Here is a 17,599-nt window from a genome sequence, read left to right as displayed (position 1 = left end):
TCTCGTGATGATGGCGGAAAGGTCACACCTGTTCCCATCCCGAACACAGAAGTTAAGCTTTCCAGCGCCGATGGTACTTGGACCGCAGGGTCCCGGGAGAGTAGGACGTCGCGAGGCAACATGTTAAATAGAAGAAAGACCTGATCCCGTGCGGATCAGGTCTTTTTTTCTTCCTCGATGAAGCGGTTGGGGAGATAGTAGAACGCGATGTACAGACTAAACAGAAGCCCTGCCAAAGGCATCCACGCAATATGTTGAAGCGGCACGCGACCGGAGATCAACAGCAACAAACTGAGCAAGAGGCTCTCGGCCACCAACAGCTGCAACGCAAGCCACGAAATGCCGCGTTTCTTGTCCTGATCCGTAAGCGGGTAGATCCGCACCAGTTCTGAATACCGCTGTTCAGACGCGAGATTTGGCAATTGGAAGCCCATCAAGAACAGCCCGAGCAGAAACACAACCAAAGCAACCCAGACATTCGGGATGAAATACAAAATCACCCCAACAAAAGCCATCAACCGCAAGTAAATGCCAAAATACTCGCTGTACCGGAAGAACGTCCGAATATACAGGTAGAGGTACGGCAACTTCTGGTTGATCGGAATCCGCCGAACGAGGGCCATAATCCAAGCCCGGCGTTTGACACGGTTTTTCAATTTCGGAACTTCAACGAAGAAACTCGCAATCGTGTAGTACGTCGAGAGCGTCTGCTGTTCGAGATCGAGCAACTCATTCCACGGCAAACTCCGTACCCGGCGGCTTCGAGCGAGCAAGACCGTCACCAACCCCAGCACCAACACCCCGCCAAGCATTGCGACCCACTCCAAAGCCACGATCCCGTACACAAACAGCGCATTCCCCAAAAATCGCACGACGATGGTCGCCTCAAATCGTTTCACCGATACCATCTGCCGCCAAGACATCCACAAATTCCACAGCTTCAGAACCAAAACCCCAACGGCACAAAGCAACGCCACCCCAAGCCCGATCCTCGCCTGAAAGAGCGGCACAAACAACCCGACCCACACAAGCGCCTGCAAGCCTTGGAAAAAAGCGCTATACCGCCCTGCGTGCCGGTAATAAGCGCCCATCCGCTCCTCCGCAGGCAACAGGAACACCAAGTCCGGTTCCTGCAAAAACGTCCGTACCCGCCCTCGGCAGGCGACGAACGCTGTGAGGATGGCGATGAACCAGGCGGTGGGAAACGAAGCCGGCAATCGATCCAACCCCGCCTTGTACCCAAACGCAGAGCCGATCACCACCGTAATGGCGGCGAGCAAAACGCCCTGATTGCGCAAGATCGACATCATCAAAAAGACCCCTTGCAACCAAGCCCGCTTCGCACGCGCTCCATACAAATCCCCGATATCATGGAACTTCCTGACACCGTAAGGAGCGGCCGCAGCCGCGCTTTTTCCAGCCTTCCCTGCCTCGCTCATCTTGAGGAACCTCCGCTCACCACATGGTTGAACATCTCCTCAAGCGTGGCCCCCGCAAGCCCGGACTGCGCTTGCATCTCGTCAACCGTGCCATGCAACGCCACCTGTCCGGCATTGACCATCACAAACCGGTCACAATACCGCTCCGCCGTCGCCAAAATGTGCGTCGAGAGCAAAATTCCATGCCCCTCCCGCTTCATTTCGATCAACAGATCCAACAGCGACTGAATCGCCAACGGGTCCAGCCCGACGAACGGCTCGTCCACGATCAAAAGATCCGGTGCCGCCACAAACGCGCAGAGGATCATCACTTTTTGCTGCATGCCTTTCGAGAACGTATTGGGAAACTCGTTCACTTTGTCCGTCAAACGGAACACATCCAGCAACCGCTTCGTCCGCTCTGCAAAAACCGACTCTTCCAGTCGGTACACCAACTTCGTCAACTCCAAGTGCTCCCACAAAGTCAACTCTTCATACAACCTCGGTTGCTCCGGTATGTAGGAAATCCGCGAACGGAATTTCAACGGGTCGGCACTCAAGGACCCGCCCTCCAGCATAATCTCGCCCGTAAAAGGCTCCAGCAGGCCGAGGACGTGCTTCAGGATCGTACTCTTGCCCGCGCCGTTCATCCCGATCAACCCAACGATCTCATGCGCATCTACGTGCAGAGAAACGTCGCGAATCACAGGAGTTTCGGGGGCATAGCCGCCTGTGATGTTGCGTACTTCGAGCACAACAAAACCTCCTTACAAAGTCATGCTCTCATTTTACAGCAGATACCCCATTTTGCGAGCGTCAAACTCCAATTCCTCGCGAAACTTCGGGTGTGCGATCTCGATCAGCGCACGCGTGCGGTCGCGGATCGTTTTTCCCTTGAGCTTGGCGACTCCGTATTCGGTGACGATCAGATCGACGTCGTTCTTGGACGTGGAGACCACCGAACCGGGGAAGAGCGTGGGCACGATCTTCGAAATGGTGTCTCCCTTGGTTGTGGCGTGCAAACAGATGATGCCGCGCCAGTTTTTTGAAAGCCGAGCTCCCCGTGCAAAGTCGGTTTGACCGCCCGTCGAAGAGTAGTAGCGACCCTGGACCGTTTCCGAATTGCACTGTCCGAGAAAATCCACTTCCACCGTCGAGTTGATCGACACCAAGTTCGGAATCTGCGCAATCACCCGCACATCGTTCGACTCATCCACCGGAAGCATCCTCAAATGAGGGCACTCGTTCATAAAGGAATACAATCGCTCCGACCCCAAGGCAAACGTCGTCGTCATCTGCCCCGTATACAGCGGCTTTTTCTGATTCGTAATCACGCCCGACAAAAAAAGATCAATCACTTTATCCGGCAACATCTCTGTAAAAACGCCCAAATCCCGATGCCCCGCCAAAAAATCCATCACCGCATTCGGGATCGCCCCAAACCCGATCTGCAGCGTATCTCCATCTTGAATCAGATCCGCGATCAGACGCCCGATCTTCGCGTCCTTTTCCGTAATTTGCGGCTCGCCGAGGGTAGGGAGGGGGACATGGTTCTCCACCAGCGCCGCAACTTGCGAGATGTGAATCTGGTTATGCCCGAACGTGCGCGGCATGTTCCCATTGACTTCAAGCAAGATCAACTTCGCGTCATCCAGCAACGTGGCCGTGTAATCGCAATTCGTACCCAGCGAAAAGTAACCGCGCCCATCCATCGGGGAAACGGTCGCCATGATCACACGATTGGAAGTAACCTCCCGCAACAACCCCGGCAAGTCGGAGAAGTGATTCGGCAACAAATCCAAGTGCCCGCTCCCAAAACCCGGACGATCACCGGCCCCCAGAAACATCGACACCAACCGAATCCGCTCCTCCGGCACGACCAATGCAGGGCGCAGAGAGAGCATCTGAAAAAGTCGGTTGCCCCGCAATCTCATCTGCCCGGGCAACGCATCGAGCAACGCCGGGGGTTCGCCCGCCGACAGAGGCACGATGATGTCGTCCTGAGGCTCGATCAAAAGCACCGCTTCTTCGGCGGTGCGCAGCTTCTCTTGGTACAAGACGTGGTGGTTCATCTCCATCGCTCCTTTGCACTTTAGTATTGTAGAAAAACAGCAGAATACCCGCGCTGGGACGAGCCTTGTGGAGCGGAATGCTTCCATTGTGCAAATTTGTTCGAGAAAAGCCGTTGAGCAGGAGAGGAAGACGTGCTAAGATAAGTCCTGTCGCCGCGAGAGACACACACGCGAACGACGCTTGAAAAAAGGTTTTTGAAAAAAGTATTGACTTCTCGCAAGACGATGTGTTATCTTAATAAACGTCGCCGCAAGAGAGCGATACGAAAACGAAATACTTCTTATACGTGGAGAGGTACCAAAGTGGCCAAATGGGGCGGACTGTAAATCCGTTGCGTAAGCTTCGAAGGTTCGAATCCTTCTCTCTCCACCATTACATGTGGCGGTCGTGGCGAAGTGGTTAACGCACCAGATTGTGGCTCTGGCATTCGGGGGTTCGATTCCCCTCGATCGCCCCACTATGTAACAAGTATGGAAACATCCAATAGCATTCGTTGGGGAGTCGCCAAGCGGTAAGGCAACGGACTTTGACTCCGTCATGCGAAGGTTCGATCCCTTCCTCCCCAGCCATTTGCGAGCCATTAGCTCAGTTGGTAGAGCACCTGACTTTTAATCAGGGTGTCGAAGGTTCAAGTCCTTCATGGCTCACCATTTTCACCCAATATGCGCCCTTAGCTCAGCCGGATAGAGCGTTTGACTACGAATCAAAAGGCCGGGAGTTCGAATCTCTCAGGGCGCGCCATTTTTTCACGGGGGATTAGCTCAGTTGGTAGAGCACCTGCCTTGCAAGCAGGGGGTCAGCGGTTCGAATCCGCTATTCTCCACCAGATGCCTTTTTAGCTCAGTAGGTAGAGCGCATCCATGGTAAGGATGAGGTCATCGGTTCGATTCCGGTAAAAGGCACCATGTATCTTGGCCCGTTGGAGAAGCGGCTTAACTCACCGCCCTTTCAAGGCGGCATTCACGGGTTCGAATCCCGTACGGGTCACCAAGATGGAGGTTTAGCTCAGCTGGGAGAGCATCTGCCTTACAAGCAGAGGGTCGGCGGTTCGATCCCGTCAACCTCCACCATTTTTATACGGAGCTGTGGTGTAGTGGCCTAACATGTCCGCCTGTCACGCGGAAGACCGCGGGTTCGAATCCCGTCAGCTCCGCCACTTTTTACAAGCAATACCTCTTTTGCGGGTGTAGTTCAATGGTAGAACTCCAGCCTTCCAAGCTGGTCGCGTGGGTTCGATTCCCATCACCCGCTCCATTAATACGGGCCCATAGCTCAGTTGGCTAGAGCGCACGACTGATAATCGTGAGGTCGGAAGTTCGAATCTTCTTGGGCCCACCAACTTGTAACAGGAAAAGACCCCTTCTCAAGCAGAAGGGGTCTTTTTTTCTTGCGCACACGGGCAATACTAAAGGAGACTCTATGTGCAAAGGGGGAACTCCGAGATGAAACAAGTGGTACTGAAGCCTGAATTGCGTACGCCGGGTGGAGAAACGGTCAGCATCTACCTCAACGACAACTGGGCAGGAGATGTGTACCTCGTCTACCGTGAAGGGGATGTGCTGACAGGCACGATCCAGATCGACACCAAATCGGTGTCAGAGGACGACATGGAACTCGTCACCGAGGAGGTCCGCACCTACATCGAGCATTTGAACGCAGCGCTTGGCGTAGAAGACAGCTCGGTGGTCATGGTCTACGGAGACATCTCGTCGATGATTGAGATGGAGCCGTTCGAAGTTCTTTCGGTGGAGACGGTCCAAGAGGACGACGAGATCGACGCCTACGAGGAGAACTTGGAGTTCGTCGATGCGTTTGATGAGGACGAGGAGGAAGACTGCGAAGACGAAGACTGCGAAGACGAAGACGTGATGGAATTCGACGATCTGGATATCGGCAGCAGCATCGAGTTTGCTGACGATGACGAAGACGACGAGATCTTCTACGAAACGGACGCAGATGAAGATGACGAAGCGTTCCACCTCTCCGTCGCGTATCGCAAGGGGGAGCATACGAAATACCACTTGCATGACGACGAACATTATACGCTGGGCCTCGTGTCGGTCGATGAGATTGGCGACAACATTTCCGGCCGCGTGGAATTCTGGGAGCGTCCGGATGACGAGGAAGCCAACGAAGTCGCCAAGATGTTGGCGCGGACGTTCGGGGAGTTGGGCGATGCGGAGAACATCTCGTTCACGATGAACCATGCCGACTACCACATCGGAGACATGCACTTGGAGCGCCGAGATTTCCTGTAAGGCTTTTTGAAAAAAACGCCACTTGCTCCCCGCGAGCAAGTGGCGTTTTTTCGGACGTCAGCGGGGAAAAAAAGACCTCGTCCGCGAGGGGACGAGGTCTTTTTCACTTGGTGCAATTGGTGCAGATCCTGGTTAGCGGTTCATCCAAGTACCGTTGTTGGACGGAACGCCTGCCCCGTTGCCGGTGGTCGAACCGCTCGGCGTGGTGCCGAATCCTGCAGAACCGGTATTGGAGCCACCCATCGGTGTGCCTTGGGTGCCCAAGGTGCCGGATTGAGAGGAACCATTGGTGGTCATGCCGCCACGAGACATCGTGCCTGCTCCGGACGTTTGGCCGGTGCCTGCGCCGGAGGTCGTGCCCATGTTGTAGTTCGTGGTATGGCCTGTTACACGGTTGGTGATGTTCGAAGTCACGTTGCGGAACCCGGTGCGGATGTCGTTGAAGAAGTTTTGGCCGGTGTACGCAGCAGTGCCTGCGAAGTTACGAACGGCGTTCGTCGTGGCACCGCCTGCGTTGCGCACCGCGTTGGTGCCGGCGTTTTTGGTGCCGCTCAGGTATTGATTGAAGCGATTCATGAGAGACGGCGAAGCGGTGACGTAGACGTTTTTGATCGACGGATTTGCTTGGCGAACAGCTTGGACGATCTGAGCGCGGAGGTCGTCGGACATGGTGTTGTCCGACCAGACGTTCAGGTTGCCGGCTCCCGTGGAGGAGCTGTACAGGCCGTAGGTGTTGTTGGAGCCATTGCCGGACGAAGCCCCGTTGGAGCCATAGATGCCGGCGTTGGAACCTGCAACCCCCGCAGTACCTGCCGTGCCGCCGCCGGTCATCCCGTACGCGCGAGCCCCTGACTTGGAACCGCTGTACGTCGAGCCCATATTGGCCCCCGAGGTACGAGTCCCCGTACCGGTGGTGCCGTACGTGCCGGAAGTCGTCCCAGTCCCCGTACCATAGGTGCCCGAGTAATTCGAGGGAGTACCTGCACCGTACGTACCGTAATTCGTACCGGCCCCCGTACCATAGGTGCCGTAATTGTTGCTAGAGCCCGTACCATAAGTTCCGTAATTCGTACCGGCCCCCGTACCATAGGTGCCGTAATTGTTGCTAGACCCCGCCCCAGAAGTTCCGGAGTTCGTGCCTGTTCCCGTGCCATAGGTGCCGTAATTCGTACCGGTCCCTGCACGATTGCCGCGCATTTCGTCACGCCCATAAGTCGTGCCGTAGTTCGTCCCGGCCCCGTACGTGCCGTAGTTGCTGGAACCATAGGTTCCCGAATTGTTGCCTGTGGTATTCGTCCCGTTTGCGTACCCGTTCAGATACCCAACCGTCCCCGGATTGCCGGTTCCGGAAACTTTCCCGGTGCCGCCGACAGTTCCATACGTACCTGCATTGGACCCCGCACCGTAAGTGCCGGCCGTACCAGAGGTCCCATACGTCGAAGCACCGTACGGATTGCTGTAGGAATTCGCATACCCATTCCCGTTAAACACAGAACCTTGCCCGTTCACAGCATTCCCCGTGTTCAACGAGTTGTAGTTCGACGTATTGGTGCCTGTCGCCGTGCCCGAGTTGCCGTAGCCGCTCATGCCCGTATTGGCACCACCGCCATACACGCCATAGCCCGTCTGGTTGTTGCTCTTGATCGACGGAGAATTCGTCCCCCCGACGTTGGCAATCGGCGGCGAAACCAATGCGTACGGCATCGACAAACCGGTCCCGCGCATGATCCCGGTGTTGTTGTTGCTCGCCGCCGTATTCGTCCCCGACTTGCCAACTTGCACCGGAGTGCCTGCACCCTTCGTGGTCGAAGTGCCCACCGGCCCTTGCACACGATGGTCATTCAGCGAAGTCGTCCCCGTATCGCGGCTGCCCGTGATACTTTTCGTCGTGACCCCTTGCTTCGTAATCGCATGACGGTTGGTCGGAGAATTCACAGCCACATACGCCGTGTTGCCGTTCACAATGACACGCGCACTCGACACACCGGGAATCGACGCGATCCGATTCGCCAATTGCGGGTCGGCATGAGCGTTCAGATCGCCCGTTGCAGTCCCGCGATTCCCCGTCGTCAATCCGTTCATACGCCCGCCGCGATCTGCCGCACTGTACCCGCGAATGTTCATGTTGTTCGCACGATCAGGCGTCAGATTGCGCGGAGTATACCGCGGATCACGAGTGTCGAGAACTTTGCCGCCGCGAGAGGTGTCATACGTCTCGTTCTTTCCATCCGGCGACCCGTTCGGTGCCGCCTGATTCGTACAGCCTGCAAGCAGAGATGAGGACAGGAGAAAAACGCCAGCTAGAGTCGTTACCTTTTTCAAAGTGTCTACCTCCTCGGGGCGTTCTATAGTGTGGACGGGCTCGCCACCAATCCGAACTTAGCATCACCGCACACCGACTCTCTCACACGCTGAAAGATTTGGAGGAGAAAAAAACGCTTGACGGTCTTTTTCTCAGGATGGTATACTCCAACCTGTAGTCAAGAGTCAAAACCATTAATTCCGACCGAATAACTTAATATTGTTCTCTTATCCAGAGAGGTGGAGGGGCTGGCCCGATGAAACCTCGGCAACCGTCATGACAACCGTACAAGGTTGAGTGAAATGGTGCCAATTCCTGTAAGACTGTACAGTCTTGACAGATGAGAGACGCGAATCCGCCATGTGCATTTGTGTCCTTCACTGTTGAAGGGCACTTTTTTATTATCCCGGACCATAACGAAGGAGGGACCACGGTGATCATCTTGCAAAATCTTCGCAAAGATTACATCGTAGACAAAAAATCGATCACCGCGCTGAAAAAAATCGATCTCACCATCGAACGCGGCGAAATTTTTGGAATCATCGGCCATTCCGGCGCGGGGAAGTCCACGCTGATCCGCTGTATCAACTTGCTGGAGAAACCGACATCCGGCTCGGTCATCGTGAACGGCCAAGATCTGACACAACTGACCTCGTCCGAATTGCAAACGGCGCGCCGCGAGATCGGGATGATCTTCCAACATTTCAACTTGCTCTCGTCCGCAACCATCTACGAAAACATCGCCTTCCCACTGCGCCTCACCAAGCGTTCGAAGAGCGACGTCGATAAAAAAGTCCGTGAACTGCTCGACCTCGTCGGCCTCACGGACCACGCGAAAAAATACCCGGCGCAACTCTCCGGCGGACAAAAACAACGCGTCGGCATCGCCCGCGCACTCGCCAACGACCCGAAAGTCTTGCTCTGCGACGAAGCCACGTCAGCACTCGACCCGATGACCACCCAGTCGATCTTGAAACTGCTGGGCGACATCAACAAAAAACTTCACCTCACCATCGTGTTGATCACGCACGAAATGCACGTCATCCGCGAAATTTGCGACCGAGTCGGCGTCATCGACGACGGCGAGATCGTGGAACTCGGCCCCGTTGCAGACGTGTTCCTCAACCCGAAGCAGCGCATCACGGAGGAGTTCGTCGAGCAAGTCAGCGATTTCGACTTCCCGTTGGAGCTCTTGGAGCAATACCGCGTCATGCCGGAGTCAGAGCGCAATCGCCACCAAGTCGTGCAAGTCTCGTTCCTCGGCGACACCACGTTCCAGCCGGTGATGTTCCAAGTTTTGCAGTCGCTCCCCGTTCAGTTCAACATCTTGCATGGCACGATCAACCGCATCAAGGACACCCCGTTCGGGCGCTTGGTGTTGGAGATCACGGGGGAACCGGCCGACGCACGGGATGCGGTGCAACAACTGCGAGCACGAGGCTTGCAAGTGGAGGTGCTGCTGTAATGGATTTCAAGGAACTGTTCGTCAACGTCGATTGGACGGATATCTGGAAAGCGCTCGGCGAGACGATGTACATGGTTTCGCTCTCGACGCTGTTCACCGCACTGATCGGTTTGCCGCTTGGCATCTTGGTTGTCTTGACCTCACCGGGTCACTTGTTGCAAAACCGCGGGGTCTACGCCGTCCTGAGTTTTATCATCAACATCTTCCGCTCCATTCCGTTCATCATCTTGATGATCATGCTGATTCCGTTCACGCAGATTCTCGTCGGGACCTCCATCGGGGTGACGGCGGCGATTCCACCGCTGGTGATCGGCAGCGCGCCGTTTTTCGCCCGCTTGGTGGAAGTTTCACTTCGGGAGGTTGACAAAGGCGTCATCGAAATGTCGCAATCGATGGGAGCCACGACTTGGCAGATCATCGCACGGGTCTTGCTTCCCGAAGCTCGCTCCGGCATCGTCGCCGGCATCACGATTACGCTCGTCGCACTCGTGGGCTACACCGCGATGGCGGGTGTCATCGGCGGCGGCGGTCTGGGCGACCTCGCGATTCGCTACGGGTACCAACGATTCCAAACGGACGTTATGATCGTCACCACCGTCATCATGATCGTTCTGGTCCAAGTGTTCCAAAGTGTCGGCGACAAACTCGTCCGTCGCTTCAACCGCAAATAAAAGAAACCCTACTCCTGAAAGGATGATTCCACCCATGAAAAAATTGATCCTCGGCGCTGTCTCTCTGTTGCTCTCCGCTTCCCTCGTCGGCTGCGGCACTTCTGCGAAAAACGATACGGCAGGCTCCACCACCGACGGCGGCAACAAAGTCGTCACCCTGAAAGTCGGCGCTTCTCCGGTTCCGCACGAAGAAATCCTCAAAGCGATCGCACCGCAACTGGAGAAGGAAGGCGTGAAGCTCGACATCGTCACCTTCAACGACTACGTGCAACCGAACTTGAAATTGGCAGACGGGACGCTCGATGCGAACTTCTTCCAACACGTTCCGTACCAAGATTCCTTCGCGAAGGAACACAAACTTGACCTCACCGCGCTGACCCCGGTTCACGTTGAACCGATCGGCGGCTACTCCAAGAAGTACAAAAACGTAAACGATCTGCCGGACGGCGCAAGCATCGCGCTCCCGAACGACGTCACCAACGAAGGCCGCGTCCTCGCCCTGCTCGATAAAAAAGGCTTGATCAAGCTCAAAGACGGCGTCGGCATCTCCGGCACCCTCAAAGACATCACCGAAAACAAGAAAAACTTCAAGTTCAAAGAACTCGAAGCTGCCATGCTCCCGCGTGTTCTGCCGGAAGTGGACCTCGCGATGATCAACACCAACTACGCGCTGGAAGCGAAACTCGTCCCGACCAAAGACGCCCTTATCATTGAAGACAAAGATTCCCCGTACGCAAACGTTCTGACCGTCAACACCAAGGACAAGGACAACGAAGCGCTGAAAAAACTCGCCAAAGCTCTGAACTCTCCGGAAGCGAAGAAGTTCATCGAAGACAAATACCAAGGCTCGATCATCCCGGCGTTCTAAGTCTATAGTAGAAACAGACTCCCCTCGCAGGGAGGAGGAGAGGTTCCGTCTGCAGACGGAGCCTTTTTTTTTCGCCGGGCGGTACAATGAGGACAACAAGAACAGGACCCCCGAAGGAGGAAACAAACATGTTGAAAGCACTGCTCGGACTCACGTTGACCAAAGACGAAACCAAAACGGTGGAGCTGACCCCGGTCGCCGGCACGACCCGCTTGAACGTTCATATCCACAACGGCGAAATCGCCGTGCGTACCTGGGATCAACCGCATGTCCAAGCGGAGATTCGCGTGCGCATTCGCGGCGACGAAAAAGCTCCGATGGAGAACTTCTGGAAGCTGCGTCAATTCGGTTCCGAAGTGAAGTTCGAGCAGGAGCACACACACAGTTGGTTCCTCGGCCCGCATGTACGAATCGATGTCACGCTGAACGTCCCGGCCGCTCTCACGTCCGCCTACTTGAAAACGCACAACGGCTTCATTGAAGTCGAGATGTTCAACGGCGACGTCGATGCCCACACGTCGAACGGTGCGCTGCGCATCGTCGATGTCGAAGGAAAAGTCGAAGCGCACACCCACAACGGCCACGTCGAGATCTTGCGCATCGACGGCCCGGTGGACGTCACCTCGCACAACGGCATGCTCGATCTCGACAAAGTCACGGAGAAAATCAACGCCCATACGCACAACGGCCAAGTTCTCCTGCGCGACTGCGGGCAAAGCGTGACGGTCAGCACGCACAACGGCCAGATCAAAGTCAACCAGCAGGTACAACTCCAAGGCACATGGTCGCTCAATACGAGCAACGGAAGCGTCGAGATGCGCGTTCCGACAAACACCGATGCGATGTACAAACTGCATACCAGCGCCGGCCGCATCACCGGCAACGCCCTGCCGGTGCAAACGTCCGGCTTCTCGCAAAAACTCACCGTCACCACAGGTCAAGGCACGAATCTGATCGACATCCATACCTCGGCGGGCGGGATTGAAGTCAACCATTCCTAAGAGCAGGAAAGCGTGCGAAAAACGTCGAAATCACCCCCATGACATTTTGCAGAATCGCGGGGGATCGAACATGAACGTGAAAATCAAAGCATTATTGCCGCTCTTCTTATCCACCGCTCTCCTCGGGCCGACGTTAATGGCGTCGGCCTCTGGTGCGTTTACCATCACGGGACTCGACATCGTCACAACCCAGGGGAACGGTTTCTACCATCCGCAGCAAGTGGCTCTCGAACGCTCGTTAGCTCCGGGGGAGAAGCGAGCGGAATGGATTCGCTATACAGATTTGTCGGCGAAAAACGTATTCGGCATGGCTCCCGTCACGGGCACCCATCGCGTGTACGTCACCGCCCGCGAGGACGGCTCGATCTGGGAGGTCGACCCGGATTCCGGACGTGAAGTTCGTCATTTCTCCCCGTCAACGAAGCCGTCGAACAACATCCAAGGCATCGCCACCGGCAAGGGCGACGATTTGTTTGTCTACTACAACGGAGACGGCAAGATTCAGCGTTTGCACAAGGACGGAACGGTCGTGGATGCCTGGGACGCCCCGACTCCTTACGGGCACAACATGACGTATGTGGACGGCTACCTCTATCTCTTGACTGACCGTGGCGACATCTACGTGATCAACGCCGCCACACACGGAATTGCCCGCAAAATTGCGTTGCAAAAACCGGACGGCAGCGCATTCGGCGTGAACGATACGTTCGGAATCATGTTCGACGGCACGTATTGGAACATCGTCGCCCCCAACGACAACTCGCAAATCTACCGCTATGACGGTGACTGGAAGTTCCACGACAAAGTCAACCTCAAGATGTGGTCGATGACCGGGCTCGTCTGGAACGGTCGCGAATACTACGCCTTGAACTTTGACAAGCGCGCCATCTTCACGATTCGCGTGCAGGACGACGACATCTCGTCGGTGGACCAAGAAGTGACAGATCATTACCAATATATCGGCAACGTCATGACGACCAAGCGCGCAACTGATGCGTACCCGCAGTATGACGAACGCAACGTCTTGCTCGTCTACAACGACCCGACGAAGATCACGCACGACTTATTAAAACCGTACGCGTCCTACCTCGACAAATCGGGCAAACGAGTCGGCAACATGTTTGACACGTTCTTGTTCTTGCCGAGCGCTCCCCGTGCAGAGGAACTGACCACGAAGACCGAACAGTGGAGCGACTACCTCAGCCGATCGGTGACAGATATGAAAGCACTCGACACCGAGTGGGGCACTCACAACACCGATTTGAAGCAGACGGGCACAGCCAAAGTCTGGTTGTCCGTCCCGTACCCGAGTGACAAACTCGATCTTGCAACCCGCGAGAAAACCGTTCACACCTACATGGACCAAGCCTACCAAAAAATTCATGACGCCGGGTTCAAAAACATCGAATTCCGCGGCTTCTACTGGCACAACGAAGCGGCAGGACACGGCGATGAACTCGTCCTCGACTTCAACCAATACGCACACGCCAAAGGGCTTTTGACGATGTGGATTCCGTACCAATCGGCAGTGGAAGCGAACAACTACATGCAGTTCGGCTTTGACGAAGTGTTCCATCAGCCGAACTACTACCCGTTCAAAGGGAACAACCTCGCCGCCAACCTCAACCGTTTTTACAACCTCGCATGGACGGGAGCACGCTACGGGTTAGGAGTTGAGCTCGAACTCGACCCGGACATCCTCGGGTCGGACTCGTCCTATCGGGATCGCTTCAAGGACTATCTGCACTACGGGTTGGAACAGGGCTGGCTGAACGCATCCAAGGCGTTTTACGAAAACGGCGCGATCAAGTCGCTCTACGACCGCCACGATCCGCTCTATGACACGATCTCGCAAGCGTTGAACGGCAAGTACACCGATTCGACGCTCAACATCTTGACCCCAACGTCCGGAATCTTGAGTTCCGGCAAGACCCTCAACGTGCCGGGAACGGCGAAACTCCGTCTCGACGTGCTCTCCGACCAACCGACTTTCATCCAAAAAGTCCTCGTCCACACCGACGACAGCGAGTCCGCACCGATGACGTTCGTGGGGACCCTGCGTGCGGACGAAGAGCTGGCGGTTCATGACGGTCATCTGGTCAAGCAAGACCTCGGCGGGGATTCCGAATCTCTGCAATTGGGCTTCAACATCCCGCTGAACCAGCAAGTGCAAGTCAGCGTCGTGCCGAATGGAAAAACGCCGTTCGCCGACGTCGCGCAGGACAACTCGGCTCTCAAGCCGATCCTCGACCTCTCGAACCGGGGCATCTTGAACGGAATGCTGGAGGACGGGCAACTCAAGTTCGTGCCGGACGGGCCGATTACCCGTGCGCAATTCGCCGTGATGCTGACCAACGCCTACGGGTTGAAAGCGAACGATCCGGTCGCGTTCGGCGACTCCACAGACTCTTGGTTCTCGCCGTATGTGGCGGCAGTGGCGGAGAGCGGATTCATGCAAGGCTATGACGGGAACACGTTCGGCCCGGAAGACCCGATTACCCAAGAGCAAGTCGCCGCGATCTTGGTTCGCGTCCTGCATCAGCAAAACCAATCGGGCAGCACCGACGGCGTCACCATCGTCAACCAAGACAGCATCTCCGACTGGGCTTTGCAAGGAGTTCTCGAAGGCAAGCAACTCGGCTTGTACACCGACTCCTTCGGCTACACCGGTTTCCAGCCGCAGACACCCGCGAAACGAGCAGACGTCGCCGACGTGCTCTACCGCGCCCTTGGCGGGAAGTAACCCAGATTACGTAAAAAAAGCGCCCGGTACGCCACGGGTGCTTTTTTTGTTACAATTAGACTATCTACATACCAACAGGAGGGATTGGGCAGATGGATCTCGGGTTGAAAGATAAAGTGGTACTGGTTTCAGCAGGCAGCAAAGGTCTCGGTCGTGCCGTGGCAACCGAATACGCACGCGAAGGGGCCAAGGTCATGCTTGCCTCGCGCAGTGAGGAAGATTTGGCGAAAACCGCGCGTGAAATCACCGCAGAAACGGGCGCAGAGGTTGATTTCTGTGTGACGAACCTGTCCAAACGTGCAGACATCGACGCGCTGTATGCGAAAACTGTGGAGCGTTTCGGGCGACTCGATGTGCTCGTCACCAACGCCGGCGGTCCTCCGGCGGGCACGTTTGAAAACTTCGAAGACGATGTGTGGGAGCAAGCGTTCCAAGCGAATCTCATGAACGTGGTGCGACTCGTGCGCGGAGCCTTGCCGCACTTCCGGGCTGTGGGCGGCGGACGGATCGTCAACATCACCTCGACGTCGATCAAGCAACCGATTGAAGGTCTCATCCTCTCGAACACCTATCGTGCCGGCATCAACGCACTGGCGAAGTCGCTGTCTGTAGAACTCGCTCCGGAGAGCATCCTCGTCAACACCATCGCACCGGGTCGCATCGCGACCGACCGTATCACGGAACTGGACGGGCTGCGGGCTTCTGCTACCGGCCTCTCCCAAGAAGAAGTTCGCATCGGCAACGAACGCCTCATCCCGATGGGTCGTTACGGCACCCCCGATGAATTCGCCCGCACGGCGGTGTTCCTCGGTTCTTACGCGAATACCTACGTCACGGGTCAATCGGTCCTCATCGACGGCGGCATGGTACGCGCGCTGTAGTGCCGAAGCCTCGCAAGGGTCGTTTTTCAAAATGGTGGTTGCTTGTCGTCTACGTCCTCATCGCAGCGACTGCGTTTACCTACAAAAGCCCGCTGCTCGCTTGGATTCAAGGAGGCGGGAGCGAGCACATTTTTTTCCTCTACTTAATGGGGACGTTCTTCGCTCTCGTGCCGGTCGTTCCGTTTGGCGTAATCGGTGGAGTGATGGGGGCGACGTATGGCGTCTGGGCGGGTGGTGCTTTTAACTGGTCGGTGTCTCTGACCGGCTCGTTGCTGATGTTTCTCGCGTTTCGCTATCTGTTCGCCGAACGCGGACGTCGGGCACTGGAAAAGTTCTCCGTCGTGGAGCGCTTCAATGAACGCTTGGAGCAAGATGCGTTTCTCGCGATCCTCTTCACCCGCATGATCCCGATCGTGCCCGCCTATGTCGTCAACGTCTACGCCGCGCTGGTCGGAGTGCCGTTTCGCACGTTCGTGCTCGCCAGCGCCCTCGGCAAGATTCCGCTCAACTTCCTGTTCGCCTACCTCGGAGAACAACTGTTCACGTCGTGGCGCAACATCGGAGTGGTCGTCATCGCCTATGCGCTTTTTCTCAGCCTCGTCTACTGGCTGTACCGCCGTTGGACGGGCATAAAAAAAGGATCTATCAGCTGAGAGCTGGTAGATCCTTTTTTTCTTGCACCACGGCAGCCGTTTTCGTTCCCGTCAGCGCGCGCTTGGCGTTGCGGGACTGCAGGATCGCCGCCAAAACCAGCAGCACGGAGATGATCGTATACCACCAATTGCCCCCGAGATGTTGGAACGCAAACGCCCCGATCAACGGCCCGACCGCCCCGCAGATGCCCCAGTTGGCACCGAACACCGCAAAGTAGCGGCCCATCAATTCCGGCGGGGCCATGACGGAGATCGCTTTTTGCATCTGCGGTCCGTTCATCATCTCGCCGAACGTGAACAGAATTTCCGCGACGACGAACAGCAGGAACGCATTGGACCACGCATACCCGATGGCGGTACACGCCAGCAACAGATACGCGATGAGAATGACGCGCTGGATCGGAAACTTCTCCGAGAAGCGGGCGATCACGATCTGGCAGAGCACGACCATCGCGCCGTTGATCGTCATCAGCGTTGCGAACACATCGAGATAATCGGTCGAGAACATCGTCTTCAGATGCTGCGGGAAAATCGACTCGACCTGCGTGTAGAGCAGAGACACCGGCAACGTCGCCGCCGTCATGTAGAACAGCAACTTGTGTTCGCGAATTTTCAGACGCGGAGTTTTCACCGCCGGGTTGCGCTTCGCTTCCAGAGCTTTTGCGCGAACTTCCGGCGGCAGAGTTTCCGGTATCTGCCACATGATGAGCAATGCGTTCAGCAGAAACGCGCAGGCGCAGATCGTAAACGCAATCCCCGGATTGACTTTGTAAATCGCCACCCCGATCAACGGCCCGCATGCCGCGCCGACATTCAGCGCGGTGTGCAGCAGGGCAAAAACTTCGGCGCGCTTCTCTTCCGGCACAACGTCCGCCACCTGCGCACTTGCCGCCGGGAAGAACAACGACCCGCACAACCCGTTCAAGATCGTAAGCAGAGCAAACGCCAGAATCGAATCGGCCCAGATGAAGCCGAAGATCGAAATTGCTTCAATCAACGCCGCCGCCACCATCACAGGCTTGCGTCCGTATCGGTCGGCAAGTCCCCCCGCATAGAGGCCGGCGATCAGACCTGTCGCGGGCTGCAACCCGATGATCAACGCGGTAATCAGCAGATCCCCGTTCATCTTGTCAAACAAATACAAGGACAAAAACGGTCGAATCATAAACCCGGCAACCGTCGTCAAGACCGTGCCGAGCACGCGAATCCAGACCGTTCGGTCGTATCGGTACCAAAGCCTTCGAACACCACTCATGAAGTAATCCG

The 17,599-nt window shown here is 56.1% G+C and carries 13 protein-coding genes, 12 tRNA genes, 1 rRNA gene and 1 riboswitch; of the genes, 21 read left to right on the top strand and 5 right to left on the bottom strand.

Annotation, left to right across the window (positions count from 1 at the left end):
* Positions 1 to 117 (top strand): 5S ribosomal RNA (rrf, locus tag JJB07_RS12730).
* A 38-nt stretch (positions 118 to 155) separates the two neighbouring features.
* On the opposite strand, the gene JJB07_RS12725 is transcribed toward rrf, so the two are convergent.
* Genes JJB07_RS12725 through JJB07_RS12715 form a run of 3 tightly spaced genes read right to left on the bottom strand, consistent with a single transcriptional unit; the run spans position 156 to position 3,490 of the window.
* The gene (locus JJB07_RS12725) at positions 156 to 1,439 is read right to left on the bottom strand and encodes an ABC transporter permease (protein WP_201635549.1); all 1,284 of its coding nucleotides are present in this window, start codon (positions 1,437 to 1,439) and stop codon (positions 156 to 158) included.
* The gene (locus JJB07_RS12720) at positions 1,436 to 2,173 is read right to left on the bottom strand and encodes an ATP-binding cassette domain-containing protein (RefSeq protein ID WP_201635547.1); all 738 of its coding nucleotides are present in this window, start codon (positions 2,171 to 2,173) and stop codon (positions 1,436 to 1,438) included. The genes JJB07_RS12725 and JJB07_RS12720 overlap by 4 nt, the downstream gene beginning before the upstream one ends.
* Positions 2,174 to 2,206: 33 nt before the next feature.
* A complete protein-coding gene (locus tag JJB07_RS12715) occupies positions 2,207 to 3,490 on the bottom strand; it encodes an acetyl-CoA hydrolase/transferase family protein (RefSeq protein WP_201635545.1) in 1,284 nt (427 codons plus the stop codon).
* Between the two features lie 289 nt (positions 3,491 to 3,779).
* Between JJB07_RS12715 and JJB07_RS12710 the strand changes: the two genes are divergently transcribed.
* The 13 genes from JJB07_RS12710 to JJB07_RS12650 all read left to right on the top strand — a co-directional run bounded on the left by JJB07_RS12710 (position 3,780) and on the right by JJB07_RS12650 (position 5,749).
* Positions 3,780 to 3,863 (top strand) — tRNA-Tyr (locus JJB07_RS12710).
* Between the two features lie 9 nt (positions 3,864 to 3,872).
* Positions 3,873 to 3,948 (top strand) — tRNA-His (locus tag JJB07_RS12705).
* Positions 3,949 to 3,985: 37 nt separating this feature from the next.
* A tRNA-Gln gene (locus JJB07_RS12700) sits at positions 3,986 to 4,060 on the top strand.
* 5 nt (positions 4,061 to 4,065) lie between these two features.
* Positions 4,066 to 4,141, top strand: a tRNA-Lys gene (locus JJB07_RS12695).
* A 14-nt stretch (positions 4,142 to 4,155) separates the two neighbouring features.
* Positions 4,156 to 4,232, top strand: a tRNA-Arg gene (locus tag JJB07_RS12690).
* 9 nt (positions 4,233 to 4,241) lie between these two features.
* Positions 4,242 to 4,317, top strand: a tRNA-Ala gene (locus JJB07_RS12685).
* A gap of 3 nt (positions 4,318 to 4,320) precedes the next feature.
* A tRNA-Thr gene (locus tag JJB07_RS12680) sits at positions 4,321 to 4,396 on the top strand.
* Between the two features lie 8 nt (positions 4,397 to 4,404).
* Positions 4,405 to 4,481, top strand: a tRNA-Glu gene (locus tag JJB07_RS12675).
* A 4-nt stretch (positions 4,482 to 4,485) separates the two neighbouring features.
* Positions 4,486 to 4,561, top strand: a tRNA-Val gene (locus JJB07_RS12670).
* A 9-nt stretch (positions 4,562 to 4,570) separates the two neighbouring features.
* Positions 4,571 to 4,647: transfer RNA gene (locus JJB07_RS12665), tRNA-Asp, on the top strand.
* A 24-nt stretch (positions 4,648 to 4,671) separates the two neighbouring features.
* Positions 4,672 to 4,745: transfer RNA gene (locus JJB07_RS12660), tRNA-Gly, on the top strand.
* Between the two features lie 7 nt (positions 4,746 to 4,752).
* Positions 4,753 to 4,829 (top strand) — tRNA-Ile (locus JJB07_RS12655).
* Positions 4,830 to 4,933: 104 nt separating this feature from the next.
* A complete protein-coding gene (locus JJB07_RS12650) occupies positions 4,934 to 5,749 on the top strand; it encodes a hypothetical protein (protein ID WP_201635543.1) in 816 nt (271 codons plus the stop codon).
* A 132-nt stretch (positions 5,750 to 5,881) separates the two neighbouring features.
* Here the strand turns inward: JJB07_RS12650 and JJB07_RS12645 are convergent, their stop codons facing one another.
* Complete coding sequence (locus tag JJB07_RS12645) at positions 5,882 to 8,071, bottom strand: beta strand repeat-containing protein (RefSeq protein WP_201635541.1); 2,190 nt, start codon at positions 8,069 to 8,071, stop codon at positions 5,882 to 5,884.
* A 204-nt stretch (positions 8,072 to 8,275) separates the two neighbouring features.
* A riboswitch (SAM riboswitch) is annotated at positions 8,276 to 8,398 on the top strand.
* Positions 8,399 to 8,484: 86 nt separating this feature from the next.
* Between JJB07_RS12645 and JJB07_RS12640 the strand changes: the two genes are divergently transcribed.
* From JJB07_RS12640 to JJB07_RS12610, 7 genes are all read left to right on the top strand, one after another.
* Positions 8,485 to 9,516 carry a methionine ABC transporter ATP-binding protein gene (locus JJB07_RS12640; RefSeq protein ID WP_347338346.1) on the top strand — a complete coding sequence of 344 codons (1,032 nt, stop codon included), beginning with the start codon at positions 8,485 to 8,487 and terminating at the stop codon, positions 9,514 to 9,516.
* The gene (locus JJB07_RS12635) at positions 9,516 to 10,187 is read left to right on the top strand and encodes a methionine ABC transporter permease (protein WP_201635537.1); all 672 of its coding nucleotides are present in this window, start codon (positions 9,516 to 9,518) and stop codon (positions 10,185 to 10,187) included. Before JJB07_RS12640 ends, JJB07_RS12635 begins: the two co-directional genes overlap by 1 nt.
* 34 nt (positions 10,188 to 10,221) lie before the next feature.
* Entirely contained in the window at positions 10,222 to 11,055 is an 834-nt protein-coding gene (locus tag JJB07_RS12630) for a MetQ/NlpA family ABC transporter substrate-binding protein (RefSeq protein WP_201635535.1), read from the top strand.
* 128 nt (positions 11,056 to 11,183) lie between these two features.
* Positions 11,184 to 12,056, top strand: a complete 873-nt coding sequence (locus JJB07_RS12625) for a DUF4097 family beta strand repeat-containing protein (RefSeq protein WP_201635533.1) — start codon at positions 11,184 to 11,186, stop codon at positions 12,054 to 12,056.
* Between the two features lie 70 nt (positions 12,057 to 12,126).
* The gene (locus tag JJB07_RS12620) at positions 12,127 to 14,799 is read left to right on the top strand and encodes a DUF4855 domain-containing protein (RefSeq protein ID WP_201635531.1); all 2,673 of its coding nucleotides are present in this window, start codon (positions 12,127 to 12,129) and stop codon (positions 14,797 to 14,799) included.
* A 92-nt stretch (positions 14,800 to 14,891) separates the two neighbouring features.
* Positions 14,892 to 15,680, top strand: a complete 789-nt coding sequence (locus JJB07_RS12615; protein WP_201635529.1) for an SDR family oxidoreductase — start codon at positions 14,892 to 14,894, stop codon at positions 15,678 to 15,680.
* Positions 15,680 to 16,333, top strand: a complete 654-nt coding sequence (locus tag JJB07_RS12610; RefSeq protein WP_201635527.1) for a VTT domain-containing protein — start codon at positions 15,680 to 15,682, stop codon at positions 16,331 to 16,333. Before JJB07_RS12615 ends, JJB07_RS12610 begins: the two co-directional genes overlap by 1 nt.
* Here JJB07_RS12610 and JJB07_RS12605 read toward each other — a convergent pair.
* On the bottom strand, positions 16,326 to 17,588 hold the full coding sequence (locus JJB07_RS12605; protein WP_201635525.1) for an MDR family MFS transporter: 1,263 nt from the start codon (positions 17,586 to 17,588) through the stop codon (positions 16,326 to 16,328). The two genes, JJB07_RS12610 and JJB07_RS12605, sit on opposite strands and share 8 nt — an antisense overlap.
* Positions 17,589 to 17,599: the final 11 nt, after the last annotated feature.

The organism is Tumebacillus amylolyticus (assembly GCF_016722965.1).
GTDB classification, from domain to species: Bacteria; Bacillota; Bacilli; order Tumebacillales; family Tumebacillaceae; genus Tumebacillus; species Tumebacillus amylolyticus.
The sequence above is the reverse complement of the archived record's forward strand: the minus strand, read 5'-3'. Positions and strand labels throughout refer to the sequence as shown.